At 42.3% G+C, this 22,960-nt stretch carries 20 protein-coding genes; 13 read left to right on the top strand and 7 right to left on the bottom strand.

Annotated features, from left to right (window positions below; all coding sequences use genetic code 11):
- Position 1: 1 nt before the first annotated feature.
- The 3 genes from hemX to hemC are packed head-to-tail and all read right to left on the bottom strand — an operon-like array spanning position 2 to position 2,834.
- Positions 2 to 1,135 carry a uroporphyrinogen-III C-methyltransferase gene (gene hemX / locus C5471_RS04025; RefSeq protein ID WP_133813906.1) on the bottom strand — a complete coding sequence of 378 codons (1,134 nt, stop codon included), beginning with the start codon at positions 1,133 to 1,135 and terminating at the stop codon, positions 2 to 4.
- Between the two features lie 20 nt (positions 1,136 to 1,155).
- Entirely contained in the window at positions 1,156 to 1,896 is a 741-nt protein-coding gene (hemD, locus tag C5471_RS04020) for a uroporphyrinogen-III synthase (RefSeq protein WP_133813905.1), read from the bottom strand.
- Positions 1,893 to 2,834 (bottom strand): hydroxymethylbilane synthase, encoded by a 942-nt coding sequence (hemC, locus tag C5471_RS04015; protein WP_133813904.1) that lies wholly within the window; start codon positions 2,832 to 2,834, stop codon positions 1,893 to 1,895. The genes hemD and hemC overlap by 4 nt, the downstream gene beginning before the upstream one ends.
- Positions 2,835 to 3,426: 592 nt before the next feature.
- Here hemC and C5471_RS04010 point away from each other — a divergent pair.
- Positions 3,427 to 6,003, top strand: coding sequence for a class I adenylate cyclase (locus C5471_RS04010; protein ID WP_133813903.1), 2,577 nt, complete (start codon positions 3,427 to 3,429; stop codon positions 6,001 to 6,003).
- Between the two features lie 28 nt (positions 6,004 to 6,031).
- Here C5471_RS04010 and cyaY read toward each other — a convergent pair whose 3' ends face one another.
- Positions 6,032 to 6,352 carry an iron donor protein CyaY gene (gene cyaY / locus C5471_RS04005; RefSeq protein ID WP_133813902.1) on the bottom strand — a complete coding sequence of 107 codons (321 nt, stop codon included), beginning with the start codon at positions 6,350 to 6,352 and terminating at the stop codon, positions 6,032 to 6,034.
- 78 nt (positions 6,353 to 6,430) lie between these two features.
- Here cyaY and lptM point away from each other — a divergent pair, with 78 nt between their 5' ends.
- From lptM to corA, 7 genes are all read left to right on the top strand, one after another.
- Positions 6,431 to 6,616, top strand: a complete 186-nt coding sequence (gene lptM / locus C5471_RS25230; protein ID WP_133813901.1) for an LPS translocon maturation chaperone LptM — start codon at positions 6,431 to 6,433, stop codon at positions 6,614 to 6,616.
- Between the two features lie 47 nt (positions 6,617 to 6,663).
- Positions 6,664 to 7,488: a diaminopimelate epimerase gene (gene dapF, locus C5471_RS03995; RefSeq protein WP_133813900.1), complete on the top strand. Its 825-nt coding sequence runs from the start codon at positions 6,664 to 6,666 to the stop codon at positions 7,486 to 7,488.
- Positions 7,489 to 7,521: 33 nt separating this feature from the next.
- A complete protein-coding gene (locus tag C5471_RS03990; protein ID WP_133813899.1) occupies positions 7,522 to 8,226 on the top strand; it encodes a DUF484 domain-containing protein in 705 nt (234 codons plus the stop codon).
- Positions 8,223 to 9,134, top strand: a complete 912-nt coding sequence (xerC, locus tag C5471_RS03985; protein ID WP_133813898.1) for a tyrosine recombinase XerC — start codon at positions 8,223 to 8,225, stop codon at positions 9,132 to 9,134. Before C5471_RS03990 ends, xerC begins: the two co-directional genes overlap by 4 nt.
- Positions 9,134 to 9,850 carry a 5-amino-6-(5-phospho-D-ribitylamino)uracil phosphatase YigB gene (gene yigB, locus C5471_RS03980; RefSeq protein WP_133813897.1) on the top strand — a complete coding sequence of 239 codons (717 nt, stop codon included), beginning with the start codon at positions 9,134 to 9,136 and terminating at the stop codon, positions 9,848 to 9,850. The genes xerC and yigB overlap by 1 nt, the downstream gene beginning before the upstream one ends.
- Before the next feature lie 66 nt (positions 9,851 to 9,916).
- Complete coding sequence (uvrD, locus tag C5471_RS03975) at positions 9,917 to 12,079, top strand: DNA helicase II (RefSeq protein ID WP_479687632.1); 2,163 nt, start codon at positions 9,917 to 9,919, stop codon at positions 12,077 to 12,079.
- 95 nt (positions 12,080 to 12,174) lie between these two features.
- Positions 12,175 to 13,125, top strand: coding sequence for a magnesium/cobalt transporter CorA (corA, locus tag C5471_RS03970; RefSeq protein WP_166295658.1), 951 nt, complete (start codon positions 12,175 to 12,177; stop codon positions 13,123 to 13,125).
- 272 nt (positions 13,126 to 13,397) lie between these two features.
- On the opposite strand, the gene C5471_RS03965 is transcribed toward corA, so the two are convergent.
- From C5471_RS03965 to C5471_RS03955, 3 genes are all read right to left on the bottom strand, one after another.
- Entirely contained in the window at positions 13,398 to 13,847 is a 450-nt protein-coding gene (locus tag C5471_RS03965; RefSeq protein WP_207627171.1) for a GNAT family N-acetyltransferase, read from the bottom strand.
- Between the two features lie 15 nt (positions 13,848 to 13,862).
- Positions 13,863 to 14,756, bottom strand: a complete 894-nt coding sequence (gene rarD / locus C5471_RS03960) for an EamA family transporter RarD (protein ID WP_133813895.1) — start codon at positions 14,754 to 14,756, stop codon at positions 13,863 to 13,865.
- Between the two features lie 158 nt (positions 14,757 to 14,914).
- Entirely contained in the window at positions 14,915 to 15,385 is a 471-nt protein-coding gene (locus C5471_RS03955) for a thioesterase family protein (RefSeq protein ID WP_133813894.1), read from the bottom strand.
- 296 nt (positions 15,386 to 15,681) lie between these two features.
- Between C5471_RS03955 and recQ the strand changes: the two genes are divergently transcribed.
- The 5 genes from recQ to C5471_RS03930 all read left to right on the top strand — a co-directional run bounded on the left by recQ (position 15,682) and on the right by C5471_RS03930 (position 20,734).
- The gene (gene recQ / locus C5471_RS03950; protein ID WP_133813893.1) at positions 15,682 to 17,508 is read left to right on the top strand and encodes an ATP-dependent DNA helicase RecQ; all 1,827 of its coding nucleotides are present in this window, start codon (positions 15,682 to 15,684) and stop codon (positions 17,506 to 17,508) included.
- A gap of 14 nt (positions 17,509 to 17,522) precedes the next feature.
- Complete coding sequence (pldB, locus tag C5471_RS03945) at positions 17,523 to 18,521, top strand: lysophospholipase L2 (protein WP_133813892.1); 999 nt, start codon at positions 17,523 to 17,525, stop codon at positions 18,519 to 18,521.
- A 22-nt stretch (positions 18,522 to 18,543) separates the two neighbouring features.
- On the top strand, positions 18,544 to 19,344 hold the full coding sequence (yigL, locus tag C5471_RS03940) for a sugar/pyridoxal phosphate phosphatase YigL (RefSeq protein ID WP_133813891.1): 801 nt from the start codon (positions 18,544 to 18,546) through the stop codon (positions 19,342 to 19,344).
- 447 nt (positions 19,345 to 19,791) lie between these two features.
- Positions 19,792 to 20,238, top strand: a complete 447-nt coding sequence (locus tag C5471_RS03935; RefSeq protein ID WP_133813890.1) for an H-NS histone family protein — start codon at positions 19,792 to 19,794, stop codon at positions 20,236 to 20,238.
- Between the two features lie 310 nt (positions 20,239 to 20,548).
- A complete protein-coding gene (locus C5471_RS03930) occupies positions 20,549 to 20,734 on the top strand; it encodes a hypothetical protein (protein ID WP_133813889.1) in 186 nt (61 codons plus the stop codon).
- The last annotated feature ends 2,226 nt before the right edge of the window (positions 20,735 to 22,960 follow it).

The following is a 22,960-nucleotide window of genomic DNA, read 5'->3' as shown; positions in this document are numbered from 1 at the left end:
CTTAGCCCTCCTGATGGGTTTCAGAAGATTGGGACAGCAAGTTGCGAACCCGGGTTTGCATCAGTTTTTCCAGTAAAGGTTGACTTGAAAGATGATCGGGTACCGTCATGGAAACAGGTTGTTGACTTAGTGAGTCAATCTCCTCCAGGAATGCTTTGGTATTTGGATCGTTGATATCAAAGTAAGCTCTGACCCAAGTTGAAACCGTTTCCAGTGACTGCTTAAAAACTTCACCTTGATGACGCGGTATTGCTTGAGCGGCAATCAACAGACGGGCACGGATATTCTCTCGTAGATAGATATCCTGATTTGGCGCCAGTAATGGTTCTGCTGTGGTATCGCGGCGACGGATAGTAATAAAATTATCCATAAAGCTGTTCCAGCTTTTATTCAGATTCTGACGCCATTCAGATAATGAGCCGGTTAATTCATCATTGTCTTCATCCATAGGTAAACCATCAATAGTGTTGTCAGCCAGACGCAGGTTATCTACCTGGTTAGAGAGTTGATTAACCCGCAGGATGGCACCATCAAAATCAACTTGATTGATAGCAGATAATGCGCTGATGTCCTGTGTAATAGCACGACGGATTTCAATCAGGCTTGGATCATTCATTTCAGCGAGACTGGCATCTGCATTTTTTAGTAGGGCTACGGCGGTGACGACATCTTGATCATTCCATAGTTTCCGGCCAGCCATTTTGACCAAAAAATCAGCTTGCGCCAGTAGCCAGCTTTTTACGTCAGAACTGGATAACGAAGAGATTCTGGCTTGTAACTCTTGCAGGCGATTATCCAGTTGATTATTTTGTGCAGCTTGGGCGGCAAAATGGTTTAAAGCTTGCGATTGTTCTTTGAACAGAATTTCAATACGTTGTTTATCTTGTGACTGTTGTTGCTTCAATGACTCCAATTGTTGGCGTAGTTCACGGTTTTCCGCGCTTAGTAGATGGCTTTGTTGTTGTCCGTAGTAATAAAGACCACCACCGATTGCCAGAATAATTGCAATAGTAATGATACTTCTCAGAGTGCCAGAACGTTCTTGTTTTTGAGGCGTGGTTTCGGGCTGTTGCGCGTTTTCAACCGTATTTATTGTTTTTTCAACCGTCTCGGCGGACTGTTTTTGTTCCGTCATAGTGGGCATCCCATGTCAGTTTATTCTAGTGCCTCAATTAAGGCATCGTTGTCTGCACTTTTTGCAACTTTAACATCTTGCCAGCCTAGGCTCTGGGCGGTGTGTGCAAGACGCTCGCTTACCACAACAAGGCGGCAATTTAATAACCATCTATTTCGATCGCTTTCGGGTATTAAGTTATATAACAGTTGCAGTATTTCGCCACTGGTTACAATTAAAGTCTGTACTCCATATTTTTGCCAGTGGGCACTGAATTCTGCTGCCGGATAGTCTACTGGCTGGCGAAGATAACATTCACAATAACTAACTGAGGCCCCTCTTTCTGTCAGCGTGCGGGCAATAAGTTCACGTCCGCTATTTCCTCTGAGCAGCAAAGCCTGTTTATTTTCAACCTGATGTAATGATGGTAGTTCCAGCAGGATTTCGCTGGTTTCACCCTCTAATGACCAGATAGTATTTATATCAGTCAATTGATGAAAAGCCAGTGCGGTTGATCTGCCAATAGCATAATAAATCAGCTTGTCAGGCCATGACAGGTTAATTTTATTTAACTGTGAATTTGCATAATGAACTGCATTTTTTGACAGCAGAAATACCATATCACCGGTATTCAGCTGACTGAGTTTGTCAGCCAGTAGTGGCAACTCTGAGCCAGGGTGAATATTGATTAAAGGTGTGCTGAAAGCAGTTTTCCCCGCTGCTTGTAATTTTCTGACTAATTCCTCTCCGGCAGGAGAGGGGCGCGTTACCAGAATGCTCATGTAGGGGGATTTCCTCGATAAACTTCGGTCAGAATTGCTCTCGCTCCCCGTTCCAGCAACTCTTCTGCCAGCTTAACGCCTGCCTGGCAGGCATCCTTTGGTAAGGCTGTTTTCTCACCACGGATAACCATGCTGCCATCAGGTGCGCCAACCAATGCCCGTAGCCAGATTTTTCCATCCTGCCAGATGGCATAACTGCCTATGGGTACTTGGCAGCCTCCTTCCAGACGGGTATTCATTGCTCGTTCGGCAAGAACACAGATTTCTGTATCATGATGATTTAATGGCACCAGCAGAGCTTGTGTTTGCTGGTCATCAAGGCGGCACTCAATCCCCACGGCACCTTGACCAACGGCAGGTAATGATTGTTCTACAGACAATGGCGTATTGATACGTTCATGCAGTTTTAACCTTTTTAACCCTGCAACAGCGAGAATGATGGCATCGTAATGACCATTATCCAGTTTATTCAAGCGGGTGCCGACATTACCCCGAAGGTCACGGATAATCAGGTCGGGACGTAACTCACGGAGTTGACACTGACGGCGTAAACTTGATGTGCCAACAATGCTGCCTACTGGTAATTCATTAAGAGAGTTATATTTGATAGAAACAAAAGCATCACGCGGATCTTCACGTTCACAAATAGTGACCAAGCCCAATCCTTCAGGGAAAGAGATGGGCACATCTTTCATTGAATGAACAGCGATATCGGCTTGGCCTCCAAGTAAAGCCAGTTCTAACTCTTTGACAAATAGACCTTTTCCGCCCACTTTTGCCAGAGGGGTATCCAGAATGATATCGCCTTTGGTTACCATCGGAACCAGCTGAACTTCCAGATCTGGGTGATGTTGTTGTAATTTTTGTTGAACATAAAGTGCCTGCCACATAGCCAGAGGGCTTTGACGGGTTGCGATACGGATAGTTTTTGTTGACATAGATGTTGGTATTTCTCAGACTTTTCAGCCGTCATATAAATGAAAAACTAGCACTTGTTTTAACACTTCAGCCGTTTTTTTTCCAGTTAAGGCCAGAGAAGAAAGTAGACAGATTAGGTTAAAGTATAAAATAAATTTTAATTTTTAAATTATTTTATATCGCTATAAGTAGATCGATTTAAATATGAATTAACTTTTTCAGTAAATTATTTCTGTAATTATAAAATCCTGAATGAAAAGAATGACGCACTAAAATATAGCCAATGGGTAATTTTCATAAGGTTACTGATAAAAAAACATTAGATACATTACTTGAAAAATGGGCAGAGAAAATTTCCTTCATAAAAGAAAGTATAAAAAGTATGGTTTTTATGATTATTCATATATATAACAATATGTTATTTGGTTTTTCAACGGGTGTCACATCGCAATTCAATTGCTTTACTGACTTTACGGTTTATCTACAAGATGTTAAATTGATCACGTTTCCGGTAATAAATTGGTAAAAATCATTCTAAAGAATTCCATTAAGTTATAACAGCCGGAAGCGGGGGATTTATCTGGGCACTGGAACTCAATCGGGCGAGACGTCTTGTACCTTTATATCGAAACACTGAAGCAGAGACTGGATGCGATAAACCAACTCAGGTTAGAACGCGCCTCTACCGCCATGAGTGCGGAATTTAAACAGGTATACAGTTTACTGCCAGTATTATTGCATTATCATCATCCGATGATGCCAGGTTACATTAATGGTAATGTTCCCTATGGCGTATGTTTTTTCGTGCATGATGAATCACAAAAATCTTATCTTGATGATTTAGAAAGTAAATTAGAACACGCCATAGAACAGCCTGCCAATGGTCAGCTTCCTATTACCGGTATTTACTCAATGGGGAGTACTTCGTCAATCGGGCAAAGCGGTTGTTCTGATTTGGATATTTGGGTATGTCATCAGTCATGGCTTGATAATGATGAGCGCCTCCTGCTGCAACGTAAGTGTACGCTTATTGAACAATGGGCATCAGCGCTTGGTATCGAAGTCAATTTTTTTCTTATTGATGAAAACCGCTTCCGCCATAATGCCAGTGGTAGTCTTGGCGGTGAGGATTGCGGTTCTACTCAGCATATTCTGTTACTTGATGAATTTTACCGTACTGCTGTGCGTATGGCAGGTAAGCGTTTGTTATGGGAAATGGTGCCTGTAGAAGAAGAGCGTCATTATGACGAATACGTTTTATCGCTTTATGCGCAAGGTGTTTTGACGCCGAATGAGTGGCTTGATCTTGGTGGATTAGGTGAACTATCTGCTGAAGAATACTTTGGCGCCAGCTTATGGCAACTTTATAAAAGTATCGACTCGCCTTATAAAGCCGTATTGAAAAGCTTGTTGCTGGAGGCATATTCCTGGGAATATCCCAATGGTAAGTTACTGGCAATGGAGATGAAACAGCGTCTGCATGCGGGTGAAATAGTTTCATTTGGCCTTGATGCATACAGCATGATGCTTGAGCGTGTTACCCGCTATCTGATAGAAATTAATGATACGACTCGCTTAGATTTAATACGTCGATGCTTCTATTTAAAAGTTTGTGAAAAGCTCTCTCTAAACCAGGATGATGAAGGTTGTACCGGTTGGCGACGTCAGGTTTTGACTCAGTTGGTATATGAGTGGAAGTGGGATACAGAGCGGTTGGGAATTTTGGATAACCGCAACTCATGGAAAATTGCACAGGTTCGTGATGCCCATAATGAACTGCTTGATACCATGATGCAGAGTTACCGTAACCTTATCCGTTTTGCCCGCCGTAATAATCTGAGTGTCAGTGCCAGCCCACAGGATATTGGTGTGCTGACCCGTAAACTCTACGCTGCATTTGAAGCGTTGCCGGGTAAGGTGACGCTGGTTAATCCACAGATCTCACCGGACTTGTCAGAGAAACATTTAACATTTATTTATGTGCCCCAAGGACGCGCAAATCGCAGCGGCTGGTATCTTTACAATCAGGCACCGATAATTAAATCAATTATCGGCCATCAGCCTCTGGAATATAATCGTTACCTCAATAAACTGGTGTCGTGGACTTATTTTAACGGCTTATTGACAGAAAAATCCTGTATTCATATTCATAATGGTGAAGCCCAGTGTGATGAACTGAAGTTGCATGAATTGATTAACGATATTTCCCTTCATTTTCCTATCCGTTTACCCGCACCGACGCCAAAAGCGCTCTATAGTCCGTGTGAAATCCGCCATTTGGCGATTATTGTTAATCTGGAGAAAGATCCGACAGCTGCGTTTTCTAATCAGGTTGTGCATTTTGATTTCCGCAAACTTGATGTATTCAGCTTTGGAGAATCGCAACAGTGCTTGGTGGGAAGCATCGACTTGCTTTACCGCAATTCATGGAATGAAGTGAGAACGTTACATTTTAGTGGCGAGCAATCTGTTCTGGAAGCATTGAAAACCATATTGGGTAAAATGCATCAAGATGCTGCACCGCCGACGGCTGTTGAAGTCTTCTGTTATAGCGAACATTTACGTGGGCTTATCCGCACCCGAATCCAGCAACTGGTATCTGAATGTATTGAGTTGCGTTTATCCAGCAATCGTCATGATCCGGGCCGCTTTAAAGCACTGCGCATTGCGGGCCAGACGTGGGGGCTATTCTTTGAACGTCTTAACGTCTCTGTGCAGAAATTGGAGAATGCCGTGGAATTTTATGGGGCAATTTCTAATAACAAACTACAGGGGTTGCCGGTGAAAATTAATACCAAAGAGACACATTTGCCTGCTGTGGTTGATGGTTTTGCCAGCGAGGGTATCATCCAATTTTTCTTCGAAAATACTCAAGATAATAAAAGCTTTAATATTTATATCCTGGATGAAACCAACCGGGTGGAAATTTACTCTCATTGTGAGGGAAGTAAGGAAGAATTGGTACGTGACGTCAGTCGGTTTTATTCTTCATCGCATGATCGGTTTACTTATGGATCAAGTTTTATCAACTTTAACCTGCCACAGTTTTATCAGATTGTTCAAATGAAAGACCAGATTCAGGTGATTCCATTCAGTGGATCCTCTTTTTCACATTTGTGTGTGACTGATGATGTGGAAACAGGCGGAGAAGAGCAGCAAGAACTTTATCGTTCTGTGTCGCATTACTGATTTACCCCGCTACGCGGGGTAGGTTCAATCATAAAAAATTGAATGGCTCACCACTCTGTTGTGTGATGGATTGCGCCAACATGGTCAGGAAATTGCCACCGCTACGGTCACAAATCCACTGGCTATCTTTATAGCTAAAATGATAACCACCGTTTTTGGTTGCCAGCCAGATTTGATGGAAAGGTTCCTGACGATTGATAATAATTTTGCTGTCATTATCAAAGCTCAAGGTCATGACACCGCCATTGGTTTCACAGTCGATATCAGCATTGCCATCATAATTATCCAGTTGCTCTTCGATATAAAGCATCAGTTGGTCAGCTAACTGATGAAATTCACTGTCGTTCATCTTCAATTCCTATTTGCTTTTCGGGGCCTAACTGCGATTATAGAGAATATTGACGTATGAATTACAGGCATTAATGCAATGAAGAAAAAATTACGCGGGTTTCTGGCTATCATAACTATATTTGTACTTTCCGGCTGTGGCCTAAAAGGCCCGCTCTATTTTCCTCCAGAACAACCCTCGGTAGAGAAGACGACAACCGCAGTTCAAACTCCCGTGAAGACTGTGCAGCAAGGGCATAAAGTGGATAGCGCCACTCAGAAATAAGCGAGATAAGCTGGTAGTTAGTACTGCGGCTTACGGTGGAGCATTATATGCAGTTCTCCAAAATGCATGGTCTTGGTAATGACTTTATGGTCGTTGATGCTGTGACCCAAAATGTTTATTTTTCACCAGAACTGATCTGCCGTTTGGCCGACAGGCATACTGGTGTGGGCTTTGATCAGTTATTAGTTGTTGAAGCGCCTTATGATCCGGATCTAGATTTTCACTATCGCATTTTTAATGCTAACGGCAGTGAAGTGGCGCAGTGTGGCAATGGGGCGCGTTGTTTTGCCCGTTTTGTCCGCCTTAAAGGGTTGATAAATAAGCGTGATATTAAAGTCAGTACGCAATCGGGACGTATGGTATTGAGTATCACCAATGATGATCAGGTTTGCGTTAATATGGGGGAACCTGAATTTGAGCCACATCATGTGCCATTTCGCGCGTTAAAGGCAGAAAAAACCTATATTTTAAGAGTGGTAGAAAGAACGGTTCTCTGTGGTGTGGTTTCTATGGGGAATCCTCATTGTGTGATTCAGGTAGCCGATGTAGAAACTGCCGAAGTGGGAATTCTGGGGCCCGCGCTGGAAAGCCATGAAAGATTTCCTGAACGGGCTAATATTGGTTTCATGCAAATTTTAAACCGTGGTCATATTCGCTTACGGGTTTATGAACGTGGTGTTGGGGAAACTCAGGCTTGTGGTAGTGGGGCTTGTGCTGCGGTAGTAGTTGGCATTCAGCAGCAACTGCTCGACAGTCATGTTCAGGTAGACTTGCCGGGAGGTTCATTGTTTATCTGTTGGGAAGGGCCGGGAAATCCTCTCTATATGACTGGGCCGGCGACGCATGTTTATGATGGCACAATTCATCTGTAATCGATTTTGTTTTGAACTGCGGGGCATCGGAAGATGGAGAAAAAAGAAGAGCAGTTAAACATCAGTGGTACATTCGATGATCAAACTGTTGTGGATTATTTGTTGGAAAACCCCAATTTCTTTATCCGCAATGCATGTGTCGTTGAACAGATACGGGTTCCTCACCCGGTAAGAGAGACGGTTTCTTTGGTTGAATGGTATATGAGCCGCCAGAGAACACGTATTGCTTATCTGGAAGAAAATATCACCCTGCTCATGGAGCAGGCTAGAGTGAATGAGCAACTGTTCGAACAGTTGCTTAAATTACTTGTTGATTTAGCGGCGGCGGAGAGTTTGCAAGATATGCTTAGTCGGTTGAATTTATGGGCTAAGAATCTGGGGTTAAATAGCGCCAACATCCGTCTTTTCAGTGATAAATGGCATATTGGTGCGCCGCTTAATGCACCTGATTTAGCACTTTCCCGCAATGCTTTTGAGCCAATCCGCATTCATCGTTTTGGTAATAGTAACCACTATCTCGGTATGTTGAACGGGCCGGAAATTTTATTGTTGTTGCCACGGGTTCGTCATGTCGGTTCGGTTGCTGTATCTCTGCTGGGAACGAGGGGAGAACTGGGTACCGTGATATTTAACAGTCGTAATTATCAGCATTATCAAGATGGCATGGGAACAGACATGCTTGATCATCTGGCGAAATTACTGCCGGATATACTGTCTCGTTGGATTAAACGGATATGATGCAAGAAATTGACCTGTTACTGGAGCCGGTTGAGGCATTTTTGCGGTATCTCAGGGTAGAGCGCCGGCTAAGTCTGGTGACTATCACTAATTACCGGCGTCATCTTGCCATATTGGCTGAGATGGTTTTAGTCATCGGTGTCAGGCAATGGAAAGATCTTGATCCTGCGAAAATCAGAATGTTGGTAACACGTAGTCGTCGTGCTGGCTTACAGTCGGCTAACTTGGCTTTACGCTTATCTTCTCTGCGCAGTTTTTTGGATTGGCTGGTTACTCAGGGCGGGATTGCCGTTAATCCGGCAAAGACCATCAGTACGCCGGGAACCAAGCGACATTTACCGAAAAATATTGATGTGGATGAAGTGAATCAACTGCTGAACATCAATTTCAATGATCCATTATCAGTGCGTGACCGGACTATGCTGGAAGTCATGTACGGTGCCGGGTTGCGTTTGTCAGAGCTGGTGGGGCTTGATTGCCAGCATCTGGATCTTGAAAGTGGGGAAGTCTGGGTTTCAGGTAAAGGCAGTAAAGAGCGGAAGGTCCCTTTGGGGAAAACTGCTGTTGAATGGCTTAATCGCTGGCTGGAGATGAGGGAACTGTTCGAACCGGAGGATAATGCGGTTTTTATCTCAAACAGCGGGCGGCGGATATCAACCCGTAATGTACAGAAACGATTTGCGCAATGGGGCATACGTCAGGGGGTAAACAGCCATATCCATCCTCATAAATTGCGTCACTCTTTTGCCACACATATTCTGGAATCCAGTGGTGATTTGCGCGCAGTTCAGGAACTGCTTGGTCACGCCAGCTTATCCAGCACACAAGTCTATACCCATCTGGATTTCCAGCATTTGACAAAAGTGTATGATGTGGCCCATCCCAGAGCCAAACGGGGGAAATCGTAATGCGTTTTTACCGGCCTCTTGCGCCAGTCTCAGCAATGACATTTGATCTGGATGATACCCTTTATGACAATCGTCCAGTGCTAGATAAGACGGAACAAGAGGTACTGAATTTTATACAGCGATATGATCCTAAGTTCAGTCACCTTGATCGTCAGGATCTGTATGCTTTCCGTGAAGTGATATTTGAGCAAGATCCTGCAATCTGCCATGACATGACCTTGTGGCGTTGGCAGTCTGCAAAGCTGATGTTTTGCCATTACGGTTTTAGCCGTGAAGATGCCTGCCGGGGTGCGGATGATATCATGGCCCATTTCACACACTGGCGCAGCCGGATTGATGTGCCGGAATCAACACATAAAACCCTTGCTGCCCTTGCTAAACAGATGCCATTGGTCGCCATTACTAACGGTAATGCAGAACCTGCGGCCTGTGGTCTTGCTCCTTATTTTAAATTTGTGCTGAAAGCAGGCCCTGATGGGCGCGCAAAACCTCACAGTGATATGTACCGTCTGGCAGCAGAACGCCTGGGTTTACCACTTGGGAAAATTCTGCATATTGGTGATGACCTGAATACTGATGTGGAAGGGGCACTTCGTAGTGGTATGCAGGCTTGCTGGATTAATACAGAAAATAAAGAACTATTGCAGACGATTGAGAGCCGCCTGTTGCCGCATATTGAGATTTACGATTTGGCTTCTTTGACAGCATTGATATAATCATGAAATTATTCTGTATAAAAACACAGCAGGCTGTGGTCGCTGTTTAATCAACTGATGGTAACTATGGATATCTCCTATCTGCTCGAAAGTTTGAATGACAAACAACGTGAAGCCGTAGCTGCTCCGCGGACAAACATGTTGGTATTGGCCGGAGCAGGGAGTGGTAAAACCCGGGTTCTGGTGCACCGAATTGCGTGGTTATTATCTGTGGAAAATGCTTCGCCATTTTCCATCATGGCAGTGACCTTTACCAATAAGGCGGCGGCGGAAATGCGCCACCGGATTGAAAACTTGATCGGTACCAGCCAGGGAGGAATGTGGATTGGTACGTTCCATGGCCTGGCTCATCGTTTGTTACGGGCACATCACTTGGATGCCAACTTGCCGCAGGATTTTCAGATTCTTGACAGCGAAGATCAGCATCGTCTGCTCAAACGCATTATCAAGGCAATGAATCTGGATGATAAACAATGGCCGGCTCGTCAGGGGATGTGGTACATCAACGGTAAAAAAGATGAGGGGTTACGGCCACAGCATATTGAAAGTTATGGTAACCCTGTTGAAGGGACATGGCAGAAAATTTACCAGGCTTACCAAGAGGCGTGTGATCGCGCGGGATTGGTCGATTTTGCAGAGCTTCTGCTACGGGCTCATGAATTGTGGTTGAATAAACCGCAGATCCTGCAACACTACCGTGGTCGCTTTACCAATATTCTGGTGGACGAGTTTCAGGACACCAACAGCATTCAATATGCCTGGATCCATCTGTTGGCGGGGGAAACGGGCAAAGTGATGATTGTCGGGGATGATGATCAATCTATTTATGGCTGGCGTGGGGCGCAGGTTGAGAATATTCAGCGCTTCCTGAAAGATTTCTCCGGTGCTGAAACTATTCGTTTGGAGCAAAATTACCGTTCCACCAGTAATATTCTAAAAGTTGCCAATACACTGATTGCCAATAACAGTGATCGCTTGGGCAAAAATCTGTGGACTGATGGTATAGAAGGTGAACCGATTTCCCTGTATTGTGCATTTAACGAACTGGATGAAGCCCGTTATGTGGTCAACCGGATCAAAAGCTGGCTTGAAAATGGCGGTGCACTGAAAAGCTGCGCCATACTTTACCGCAGTAATGCCCAGTCTCGTGTACTGGAAGAAGCGTTGTTACAGGCATCAATGCCATATCGTATTTATGGTGGTCAGCGGTTCTTTGAACGCCAGGAAATCAAAGATGCGTTAGCTTACCTGCGCTTGATTGCTAACCGCAATGATGATGCGGCATTTGAACGAGTGGTAAATACACCTACCCGTGGCATCGGTGACAGAACGTTGGATATAGTGCGTCAGGCTGCTCGTGAACGGCAGGAAACATTGTGGGAGTGCTGTCAAATATTGCTTCAGGAGAAAGTACTGGCTGGGCGAGCAGCATCTTCCTTACAGCGCTTTATTGAACTGATAGAGGCATTATCGACGGAAACCAGTGATATGCCGTTACATGTGCAGACTGACAGAGTTATTCGCGATTCCGGCTTGCGTGCAATGTACCAGCAGGAAAAAGGTGAAAAAGCCCAGGCCCGTATCGAAAACCTTGAGGAACTGGTCACGGCGACTCGCCAGTTCAGTTATCAGGATGAGGACCAAGATCTGATGCCATTACAGGCATTTCTTTCCCATGCGGCGCTGGAATCGGGAGAAGGTCAGGCTGATGCTTATCAGGATTCGGTGCAACTGATGACATTGCATTCCGCCAAAGGGCTGGAATTCCCGCAGGTATTTATTGTTGGAATGGAAGAAGGCATGTTCCCAAGCCAGATGTCGATTGAAGAGGGTGGGCGTTTGGAAGAAGAACGCCGTCTGGCTTATGTGGGCCTGACACGAGCAATGGAAAAGCTGACAATCACTTATGCAGAAAGTCGTCGCTTATATGGCAAAGAAGTTTATCATCGTCCATCTCGTTTTATTGGTGAGCTGCCGTCAGAATGTATTGAAGAAGTACGGTTACGTGCGACGGTATCTCGCCCGGTTAACCATAGTCGATTAGGTACACCAATCAGTGCTAATGATAGCGGTTATGCCCTTGGACAACGTGTTCGTCACCCTAAATTTGGTGAAGGAACCATTGTCAATATGGAGGGGAGTGGTGAACATAGTCGGCTGCAAATCGCGTTTCATGGGGAAGGCATTAAGTGGCTAGTCGCTGCTTATGCCAGGCTTGAAATGGCCTGAAAATAATAGCCAGGTTGAATGTTGACAGGCTTTTTCCTCTAAGCGTAACATTCGCGCCTTACGATCACGTAGGGAGTAAAGGAGACTTATGATACATGCTGATCGCATTTAAGTTAGAGAATAATCGCCTGCTCCGTCTTGAGTTTGGAGAGGGAGAAAAGTTATCTGATTCCTTGTGGGTAGATTTGGTTGAACCGGAAGAGCAAGATCGGCTTCAAGTTCAAAATGAACTAGGCCAAATTCTGGCGACCCGACCGGAACTGGATGACATTGAGGCGTCGGCGCGTTTTTTTGAAGATGAAGACGGGATACACGTTCACTCGTTCTTCTACTTTGAAGATGCGGAAGACCATGCTGGCAACGCAACCGTTGCATTTACTATTCGTGATGGTCGTCTCTATACATTGCGAGAGCGTGAACTCCCTGCATTCCGATTGTACCGTATGCGTGCCCGTAACCAGACATTGGTTGATGGCAATGCCTATGAAGTACTGATGGATCTGTTTGAAACCAAAATCGAACAGTTGGCTGATGTTATCGAAAATATTTACAGTGTTCTGGAATCCCTGAGTCGGGTCATTATGGAAGGGAAACAGGGGGATGAATTTGATATAGCCCTATCCAGCCTTGCTGAACAGGAAGATATCGGCTGGAAGGTGCGTTTGTGTCTTATGGATACTCAGCGAGCGCTCAACTTTCTGGTGCGGCGTGCCCGTCTGCCGGGCGATCAGCTCGAGCAGGCCCGTGAAATTCTGCGGGATATCGAATCCCTGTTGCCACATAATGAATCCCTGTTCCAGAAAGTTAACTTCCTGATGCAGGCAGCAATGGGCTTTATTAATATCGAACAGAGCCGGATTATCAAAATCTTCTCGGTGGTCTCTGTGATATTCCTGCCGCCAACGCTGGTGGCTTCCAGTTATGGTATGAACTTTGACTTTATGCCGGAGCTGCATTGGCCATTTGGTTATCCGGGCGCGATCGGGCTAATGATCGCGGCGGGTCTTGCGCCATATCTTTACTTTAAGCGGAAGAATTGGTTGTAATGTATTACAGATTACTGACAAAATGCTGGTTTTTTATCCGGCATTTTGTTTTAATCAAGTTCTGTTTACCAAACGGAGCTTGCCGCCATTGATTTCGAATTTATCCGCGAATTAGTTGTTCCTTTGTATTGCCATAATAATGGCCGACCTGCCATCGATCCGGTATAGATAATCAGAAATTAGTAACAAAAATGAATGTTCATGATATGTTCGAATGACAAGAAATACATTCCTTGCTCGTCGTAAATCCTGTTGTTATTTTAATCATTTTATCATATGTACTTAATCATAAGAATCGCTGTGCCCAATTGCGTGTTTTCTTCCTCCAGGCGTTCAAAGCCAAGAGCAATATAAAACCCTGCGGCTTGAGGATTAGCCAGCACCCGCAATGATATTCCTCCTTCTGTATGCACGTTATTCAGTGCTATTTTTACTAACTGTCTGCCAACACCTTGATGCCAGACAGTGGGTTCAACAAATAATCCATCAAGTTCTGCATCTCCATCAGATCGTGGCAATACAACACTGAACCCCAAAATGACGCCGGCTTGTTCTACAACATAAACATATTCCGCGGCAATATGTTCTATAGGGAGTTCTATCATGTGGGGGTTGGCTAATAATAATTCTCGATCTTCTTCCCACATGAGAGATGCACGTAACTGGAGTGCTTCAAGGGCGGCTTGTTCTGTGATTCTTGCCAGTCTGATGGTGATTTCCATGTAGTAAACTTAGCTCTATTCTTTTTTCAACCTGCGTTGTGTATAAAGCGCATCCAGTGTAAACAGCACTAATGCAGCCCAGATAAAGCCGAAAGTAATCAGCCGGTCGATGCCTATTTGTTCACCATAAACCAAGGTTGCTAGCAGGAACATCAACGTTGGGCCGACATACTGGAAGAAACCCAGCGTAGATAGACGCAGATGGGCAGCGGCTTCAGTGTATAGCAGTAATGGAACCGTGGTGATAATGCCTGCGGAAATCAGCAGTAAATTCAGTGCCATTGAGTTGGCACTTAAATCGCTGGTTGGGGTGTTGGCAAAACCAAACAAGTAAATAGCTGCAACAGGCAGTAACCATAATGTTTCAATCGTCATACCCGTTTGAGCATCAACATTCATCTTCTTACGAAGCAGGGCATACAGAGCGAAAGTGACAGCCAGACTTAATCCAATAACAGGTACAGAGCCAAATTGCCATAGCTGGATTAACACGCCAGTGAAGGCCAGCGCAACAGCAGCCCATTGCATCCGGCGGAAACGTTCACTCAGAAACAGCATACCAAACAAAACGTTAACCAGTGGGCTAATGAAGTAACCCAGGCTGGCTTCCAGCATATGACCGTGGTTCACTGCCCAGATATAAATCAGCCAGTTACAGGCAACAATGGTCGCTGTCACGGCCAATAACAGTACTTTTCTAGGTTGACGAAAAACATGGGATACCTGTGACCAGTGACGGGTTACTGTTAGCAGCAGTAACATAAAGAAAAATGACCAAATAATACGATGTGTCAGGATTTCGTCGGCAGGTACTTGCTGAATATACTTAAAATAAACGGGGGCAATTCCCCAGATAAAACAGGCGCCGAAGGCGTACAGAACGCCTTTGGTGGTTTGTTGCTTATTCATGTTATCCTAATGTTAATAAAGTGGAAAAGGTGTAATAGGTTTCTAGCTCGTTAACTTAAAAATAATATGTCACCGGGCTGAATATTACGCAAGGGATTAATATAGGACTGCTCCCCGTCTTTTGTAACGGCTTCACACTGGACGGGGGGCGGTTTTTGCTAACCGACCAGATAAGTCGCCGTTACACTGGCAATATGTGCCCTCTGCTCATTATGCAGTTCAGCTCTGGCGACAGAAACTTTATTCCCATTGCGGATAATACTGCTGGTGGCGGTAAATACTTCACCACGACCGGGGCGTAGATAATCCACTCGCAAATCAATCGTTCCCATTGTTGATAACCGCTTTTCTAATTCTTCTCGCGAAATGGGTGTTATACGGGCTAAGGCATTACCGACACAGACCAATCCGGTACAGACATCCAGCACTGATGCAATCACGCCACCATGTAAAATCTTCTGTGCGGTATTCCCTACCAGCTTATTTTGATTACGGAACTGTATTTCTGCGTAATCCTGTTCAAACCGGAGCAGTTCAAGTCCTAATATCTGGTTAAAAGGCATATGGTAAATAAAAAAATTACCGATTAGCTGGCGGGCTTCTTCCAGGGTCATTTGCGTTGTAGACATTTAATTTATTCCCAAATAAAGGTGCGTGTTATTAATATTACCTTACATGGTTAATGAATTGTTAATATTATGCTTTTATTGCCCATCTTGCCAGTTTGCGAGGCGTCTCGAGAAACAATCTGCGCAAAATTAAAGTTCGTGTGTAAAATAACCTGTGTTGCCTTTTTGGTGCTTTATAAATGACAACGGTGTTTATTATGTCGCGGGCTTGTTGTTGAAGTAATTACTGCGAGAGTAAGATAACATAATGCGCAGATGCTTAAGCGTCTGTGATTTTTTAATGGTTGAGGAAAAGCGTGTCTACCGCAGAAGTCATCAATACGATATCACTGGCAGAGCAAGTATTGCGGAAAACCTTTGGTTATCTGCAATTCCGGCCTGGTCAGCAACAAGTCATCAATACCATTCTTGAGGGGCGTGATTGTCTGGTCATTATGCCGACGGGTGGTGGCAAATCATTGTGTTACCAAATCCCGGCGCTGGTGCAGGAAGGATTAACCCTGGTCGTTTCTCCATTGATCTCTTTAATGAAAGATCAGGTGGATCAACTGCGGGCGAATGGTGTCGCGGCTGATTGCCTGAATTCAACTCAGGCGCGTGAACAACAGATTGACGTGATCCGGCGTTGCCGTCAGGGCGTGATCAAATTGCTGTATATCGCTCCTGAACGCTTGATGATGGATAGCTTCCTTGAACAGCTTTTGGAATGGCAACCGGCTATATTGGCTGTGGATGAAGCCCATTGTATTTCGCAATGGGGTCATGATTTCCGGCCTGAATACCGGGCGTTGGGACAGCTCAGGCAACGCTTTTCAACATTACCTGTCATTGCGTTGACGGCGACTGCGGATGAAACTACCCGCAATGATATTGCCCGGCTGCTGAATCTTAATGATCCGCTTATTCATATCAGCAGTTTTGATCGTCCGAATATTCGTTATACCTTGATAGAGAAATACAAGCCATTAGATCAATTATGGCTATTTATCCGTGGTCAAAAAGGCAAAAGCGGCATCGTTTACTGCAACAGCCGCAATAAAGTTGAAGAGATATCAGAACGTTTACAAAAACGTGGCTTGAGTGTTGCGCCATACCATGCCGGGTTGGATAATAGCCAACGCGCGCGGGTACAGGATGCATTTCAACGTGATGATTTGCAGGTTGTGGTAGCGACAGTGGCATTTGGCATGGGTATTAATAAACCCAATGTTCGGTTCGTGGTTCATTTTAATATTCCACGTAATATCGAATCCTATTATCAGGAAACAGGGCGTGCCGGGCGTGATGGTTTACCTGCGGAAGCGGTGTTGTTCTATGATCCGGCTGATATGGTATGGCTTCGCCGTTGTCTGGAAGAGAAAACGGCTGACACACAGCAGGATATTGAACGACATAAGCTTAATGCGATGGGAGCCTTTGCCGAAGCGCAAACTTGCCGCCGTCTGGTGTTATTAAACTATTTTGGTGAAAGCCAACAAACTGCTTGCGGCAATTGTGACATCTGTCTTGATCCACCGAAAAATTATGATGGCTTGGTGGATGCACAAAAAGCGCTCTCTTGTGTTTACCGGGTTGGTCAGCGTTTTGGTATCGGTTATATTGTTGAAGTGCTCAGAGGCGCGAATAATCAGCGTATCCGCGATATAAGGCATGATCATTTGCCGGTTTACGGCATTGGTAAAGATCAAAGCCAGGAGCACTGGGTCAGCGTATTGAGGCAGCTTATTCACCTAGGTTTTATCAGTCAAAACATTGCCAATTATTCAGCATTACAATTAACAGAAGCTGCACGGCCAGTATTGCGTGGTGAAGTTCCGCTGAAACTGGCTGTTCCACGGATACAGAGCCTGAAAGGGCGTAGTCAGCAAAGTAAATCATATAGTGGCAATTATGATCGCAAATTATTTGCCAAGTTGCGTAAATTACGGAAATCTATTGCTGACGAAGATAATATCCCGCCTTTTGTTGTATTTAACGATGTCACACTGATTGAAATGTCAGAACAATGCCCGGTTACTGCTGATGAAATGTTATTAATCAACGGGGTAGGACAACGGAAACTAGAACGTTTTGGTAGCGTTTTTATGGCTTTGATCTGTAAACATCTGGAGGAGTGTGAATAGCTTGGAGATGATTTATGAAGCCCGAAATGTTGAAAGAGAGCTGGCTTAATCGTGAGATACAGTTTTCTGCTTTTGCTAACGGGCCTCTGTTAGATTTCTGGCAAGGCAGGGAAGAACATGAGTTTATCGGTGTCGAAAATGTGCTGATACGCTATGTCCGTTTTTGTGCAACAACCAAGAATCATAGAGCAGTTGTTATCTTGCCTGGCCGTAGTGAAAGTTATGTCAAATACCCGGAGGTGGCATTTGACTTTTATCACCTTGGCTACGACGTTTTTATCATTGACCATCGTGGACAGGGGCGATCCGGCAGGATGCTTGAAGATCCACAAAGAGGGCATGTAGAAAAATTTGATGACTATATTGATGACGTTGAAACGTTTATAGAAAGAGAAATTCTCCCTCGTTATTATTCTCACTGTTATGCGTTGGCTCATTCAATGGGCGCGGCAATATTAGGGGGATTCTTATTACGTCACAGTCAGATTTTTGATGCAGCGGCCCTTTGTGCTCCTATGTTTGGTATTAACTTACCAATGCCACACTGGTTGGCAGCTTTGCTGGTGAATTGGGCAGAAAAGCGACCGGATAGACGAAATAACTACGCAATACTGACTGGAAAATGGCGTCCGTTGCCTTATTTGATCAATCTTCTGACACACAGTTATGAACGTTATAGCCGCTATCTTCGTTATTACGTAGATTACCCGGAATTACGCATAGGCGGTCCGACATATCATTGGATGCGGGAAAGCATGCGGATTGGCGATATATTGATAGAAAAAGCAGGAAAAATTGAGACGCCACTGATGGTCTTAAAAGCCAGTGAAGATAAAGTAGTTAATAATCAGCAATTACGGGCTTTTTGTGAATCACATCGGAAAGAGAGAACTTTCATTGAAGAGCGGTCACCTTTGATTATTCAGGGGGCACATCATGAAATCCTATTTGAAAAAGATAAATTACGTAGCCAGGCACTCAACGCTATTTGTGACTTTTTTGACCAAAATTGATTCAATTATAGGAACTACAACTATGTATCACATTGTTGCTTCAGATTTAGACGGTACTTTGCTGTCTCCTGATCACAAATTAACGTCTTACACCAAGGAAACACTTAATTTACTCACAAACAAAGGCATTCATTTTATTTTTGCTACTGGCCGTCATCATGTGGATGTTTCCCAAATCCGTGACGGGCTTGGTATTGATGCCTATATGATCACCTCCAATGGAGCCAGGGTACATAATACGGCGGGTGAACTGGTTTTCAGCCACAATGTTGATCCTGATATTGTGCATGACTTGTGTCTGATGGAGTTTGATAACCCGGATATTCTGACCAATTATTACCGTCATGATGACTGGTATATGAATCGAGAAAGCCCTGAGCAGGAAGAATTTTTCCAAGAGTCAATATTTCATTATCAGCTTTTTAAGCGCGATGATTTTAAGACGGATGGTGTATGTAAGGTTTACTTTACCTGTGAAGATCATGATCTATTGCTCACATTGGAGGAGTCAATCAACGCCCGTTGGGGTGACAGAGTGAATGTCAGTTTCTCGTTACGTAATTGTCTGGAAGTTATGGCTGGTGGCGTTTCCAAAGGCCATGCCCTTGAACAAGTAGCTAAATCTATGGGTTATAAACTCAGTGATTGCATTGCTTTTGGGGATGGAATGAACGATCTGGAAATGCTGACGATGGCTGGTAAGGGCTGTATTATGCAGGATGCTCACCAACGCCTGAAAGATATCTTACCGGATATGGATGTGATAGGTTCAAATGCAGATGATGCTGTTTCCTGCTATTTATGCAAAATGTATCAGGTTTAATTGCTCGGTTATCATTGAGCGCTATTGGCGCTCAATGATAACTGACGAAGTGCGGGTTATTTATCCGGCACTTTGTGTTAACCAAGTTCCGTTCACCAAACGGAGCTTGCTGCCATGTTAAGGATACCCCGCTAAAAACTTTTCTTTTTGAAAAGGGATCGCTTGAAAATATTGTTTCTCACAATCATCTGATTCGTAAAATCGATACTGCTGTTGGTTTTAGATTTATTCGTGAGGCTATTACCTTGAGACGAAATCAGTGTGGTTTTAGAATTTGAAAAAAAGGCAAGCCTATTACGAAGAAACAGATAAAAACTTTAATTATTAAAGGTACAACAGAAATGATTAAGGATTTTTAACAGTGGGTAGAAAATTCGGTGATATACTGACATTGAAAGAGAAAAAATTAGGAACAACGGATTTTAAATATATTAACAAGGTAACAAAATGACAGAATTAACCAAAGAACAAGAATATGAAATAGTATCAAAATATTTAACAGGATTAACCACATTAAGAAAATTTGCTCAAACAAAAGATTTTGATTGGCTGGAAGACGTTTACAAAAAACTAGAGATAATCGTTGACGAAAGCCGGGAATCCTCTAGATTAGCCAGATTAGAAATAGAAGGAAAAGAACAAAAACGTTTAGAAGTATTAAAAATTATTGAAGAAATGGGCTTTGATATTAATACCATTACCATACCTATTACCCTCTCTGGTTTTAAACCTAAAAAATCAAATATAGGAAAAGGAAAAACGAGAAAACCGAAATATCAGTTTAATGAAAATGGAGAGATTAAATACTGGTCAGGAAATGGAAAAAGACCATTAGGTTTACAAAAACTGCTCAATGAAGGCCATTTATTAGATGAATTTTTAATTAAAAAATAAGAAAATTCTCGGAATGAGAATTGCTGTACTCATTGCTTATCCTTTAACATTGCTTGATTTCTCTTTTTGCTTGCATTTCCATCTTGGGGAGATTGCAAGCCTCTTTTTATCGGTGATTAATTCAGTTATCTATCAGCGATTGCATACTCGGTTTATTTTATATTTAACTAATCTGCTATGATCATTTAAAAGAGTGAATGTAGATGTATTAAGGGTTTTGTATAAATAGTAGGTTTAACTAAATAGATGCGACTTTTCAGAAAGAGAATTAATTGCATCTAATAGGAAAATCATCAACATTAATAGTGAGTTGAAAAGAAATCAACACGTAAAAAATATTATCCGAACAAATGGGTATTTAAGCGTTTTCTCGTTATTTTTTTATGAAGAAAACCTTAAAGATAATGCAATAAAAAGAGGGGTAAAACAGTTAATTTGGCAGGATTTAAGCCCTGAAAAAGGCGGTGATTATCCGAAAAAACAAAAAGGGGGGTGACTTATTAAAGCTGATTAAAATTGTGGGTAAAACAGTGTCAGTAAAGATAAAAAAGTGAGTATGATTGACGCGGGTTAAACATAAAAAACGATAATCCATGATGATTAAACTTCATAAAAAGCAGACATTAAAAGTAGTAAAAACAACGGTGAAAACTTTATACTGATTAAAACCATTAAGTTAAAACAATGGTTTTTAATAATATTTAAAACTGGCGCGTTATTGTATTTACCTAACCAGCCATAACCATTTAAAAGCACGAATGCAGAGAGAGTAAAGTTTTTATATAAAAAATGGAGGCAGATTTAACGCAATAAGTGAGGCTTTTCAGAAAAAGAGTTAATTGCATTTAATCGAAAACCATCAACCATTAATAGCGAGTTGAAAATAAATCAGCACGTAGAAAAATATTATCCGAATAAATGGGTATTTAAGCGTTTTCTCGTTATTCTTTTATGAAGAAAACCTTAAAGATAACGCAATAAAAAGAGGGATAAAACAGTTAATTTAGCAGGATTTAAGCCCTGAAAAAGGCGGTGATTATCGGAAAAAACAAAAAGGGGTAACTTATTAAAGCTGATTAAAACTGCGGGTAAAACAGTGTCAGTAAAGATAAAAAAGTGAGTATGATTAACGTTGATTAAACATAAAAAACGATAACCCATGATGATTAAACTTCATAAAAAGCAGACATTAAAAGTGGTAAAAACAACGGTGAAAACTTTATACTGATTAAAACCATTAAGTTAAAACAATGGTTTTTAATAATATTTAAAACTGGCGCGTTATTGTATTTACCTAACCTGCCATAACCATTTAAAAGCACGAATGCAGAGAGAGTAAAGTTTTTATATAAAAAGTGGAGGCGGATTTAACGCAATAAGTGAGGCTTTTCAGAAAAAGGGTTAATTGCATTTAATCTAAAACCATTAACCATTAATAGCGAGTTGAAAAGAGATCAGCACGTAGAAAAATATTATCCGAATAAATGGGTATTTAAGCGTTTTCTCGTTATTATTTTATGAAGGAAACCTTAAAGATAACGCAATAAAAAGAGGGATAAAACAGTTAATTTGGCAGGATTTAAGCCCTGAAAAAGGCGGTGATTATCCGAAAAAACAAAAAGGGGTGACTTATTAAAGCTGATTAAAACTGCGAGTAAAACAGTGTCAGTAAAGATAAAAAAGTGAGTATGATTAACGCGGGTTAAACATAAAAAACGATAACCCATGATGATTAAACTTCATAAAAAGCAGACATTAAAAGTAGTAAAAACAACGGTGAAAACTTTATACTGATTAAAACCATTAAGTTAAAACAATGGTTTTTAATAATGTTTAAAACTGGCGCGTTATTTTATTTACCTAACCTGCCATAACCATTTAAAAGCACGAATGCAGAGAGAGTAAAGTTTTTATATAAAAAATGGAGGCAGATTTAACACAATAAGTGAGGATTTTCAGAAAAAGAGTTAATTGCATTTAATCGAAAAACATTAACTATTAATAGCGAGTTGAAAAGAGATCAGCACGTAGAAAAATATTATTCGAATAAATGGGTATTTAAGCGCTTTCTCGTTATTATTTTATGAAGAAAACCTTAAAGATAACGCAATAAAAAGAGGGATAAAACAGTTAATTTGGCAGGATTTAAGCCCTGAAAAAGGCAGTGATTATCGGAAAAAACAAAAAGGGGTAACTTATTAAAGCTGATTAAAACTGCGGGTAAAACAGTGTCAGTAAAGATAAAAAAGTGAGTATGATTGACGTTGATTAAACGTAAAACACGATAGCCCATGATGATTAAACTTCATAGAAAGCAGACATTAAAAGTGGTAAAAACAATAGTGAAAACTTTATACTGATTAAAGCCATTAAGTTAAAACAATGGTTTTTAATAATATTTAAAACTGGCGCGTTATTGTATTTACCTAACCTGCCATAACCATTTAAAAGCACGAATGCAGAGAGAGTAAAGTTTTTATATAAAAAATGGAGGCGGATTTAATTCAATAAGTGAGGCTTTTTAGAAAAAGAGTTAATTGCATTTAATCGAAAACCATTAATAGCGAGTTGAAAAGAGATCAGCACGTAGAAAAATATTATCCGAATAAATGGGTATTTAAGCGTTTTCTCGTTATTATTTTATGAAGGAAACCTTAAAGATAACGCAATAAAAAGAGGGATAAAACAGTTAATTTGGCAGGATTTAAGCCCTGAAAAAGGC

This window comes from Photorhabdus tasmaniensis (genome assembly GCF_011189505.1).
GTDB classification, from domain to species: Bacteria; Pseudomonadota; Gammaproteobacteria; order Enterobacterales; family Enterobacteriaceae; genus Photorhabdus; species Photorhabdus tasmaniensis.
The sequence above is the reverse complement of the archived record's forward strand: the minus strand, read 5'-3'. Positions and strand labels throughout refer to the sequence as shown.

Coding starts and splice junctions, on each gene's coding strand:
- hemC (WP_133813904.1), bottom strand. CDS start 2,834: ATGTCAACAAAAACTATCCGTATCGCAACCCGTCAAAGCCCTCTGGCT.
- yigB (WP_133813897.1), top strand. CDS start 9,134: ATGCGTTTTTACCGGCCTCTTGCGCCAGTCTCAGCAATGACATTTGAT.
- uvrD (WP_479687632.1), top strand. CDS start 9,917: ATGGATATCTCCTATCTGCTCGAAAGTTTGAATGACAAACAACGTGAA.
- pldB (WP_133813892.1), top strand. CDS start 17,523: ATGAAGCCCGAAATGTTGAAAGAGAGCTGGCTTAATCGTGAGATACAG.
- corA (WP_166295658.1), top strand. CDS start 12,175: ATGCTGATCGCATTTAAGTTAGAGAATAATCGCCTGCTCCGTCTTGAG.
- cyaY (WP_133813902.1), bottom strand. CDS start 6,352: ATGAACGACAGTGAATTTCATCAGTTAGCTGACCAACTGATGCTTTAT.
- hemX (WP_133813906.1), bottom strand. CDS start 1,135: ATGACGGAACAAAAACAGTCCGCCGAGACGGTTGAAAAAACAATAAAT.
- C5471_RS03990 (WP_133813899.1), top strand. CDS start 7,522: ATGGAGAAAAAAGAAGAGCAGTTAAACATCAGTGGTACATTCGATGAT.
- C5471_RS03955 (WP_133813894.1), bottom strand. CDS start 15,385: ATGTCTACAACGCAAATGACCCTGGAAGAAGCCCGCCAGCTAATCGGT.
- C5471_RS03965 (WP_207627171.1), bottom strand. CDS start 13,847: ATGGAAATCACCATCAGACTGGCAAGAATCACAGAACAAGCCGCCCTT.
- rarD (WP_133813895.1), bottom strand. CDS start 14,756: ATGAATAAGCAACAAACCACCAAAGGCGTTCTGTACGCCTTCGGCGCC.
- yigL (WP_133813891.1), top strand. CDS start 18,544: ATGTATCACATTGTTGCTTCAGATTTAGACGGTACTTTGCTGTCTCCT.
- lptM (WP_133813901.1), top strand. CDS start 6,431: ATGAAGAAAAAATTACGCGGGTTTCTGGCTATCATAACTATATTTGTA.
- C5471_RS03935 (WP_133813890.1), top strand. CDS start 19,792: ATGACAGAATTAACCAAAGAACAAGAATATGAAATAGTATCAAAATAT.
- xerC (WP_133813898.1), top strand. CDS start 8,223: ATGATGCAAGAAATTGACCTGTTACTGGAGCCGGTTGAGGCATTTTTG.
- dapF (WP_133813900.1), top strand. CDS start 6,664: ATGCAGTTCTCCAAAATGCATGGTCTTGGTAATGACTTTATGGTCGTT.
- hemD (WP_133813905.1), bottom strand. CDS start 1,896: ATGAGCATTCTGGTAACGCGCCCCTCTCCTGCCGGAGAGGAATTAGTC.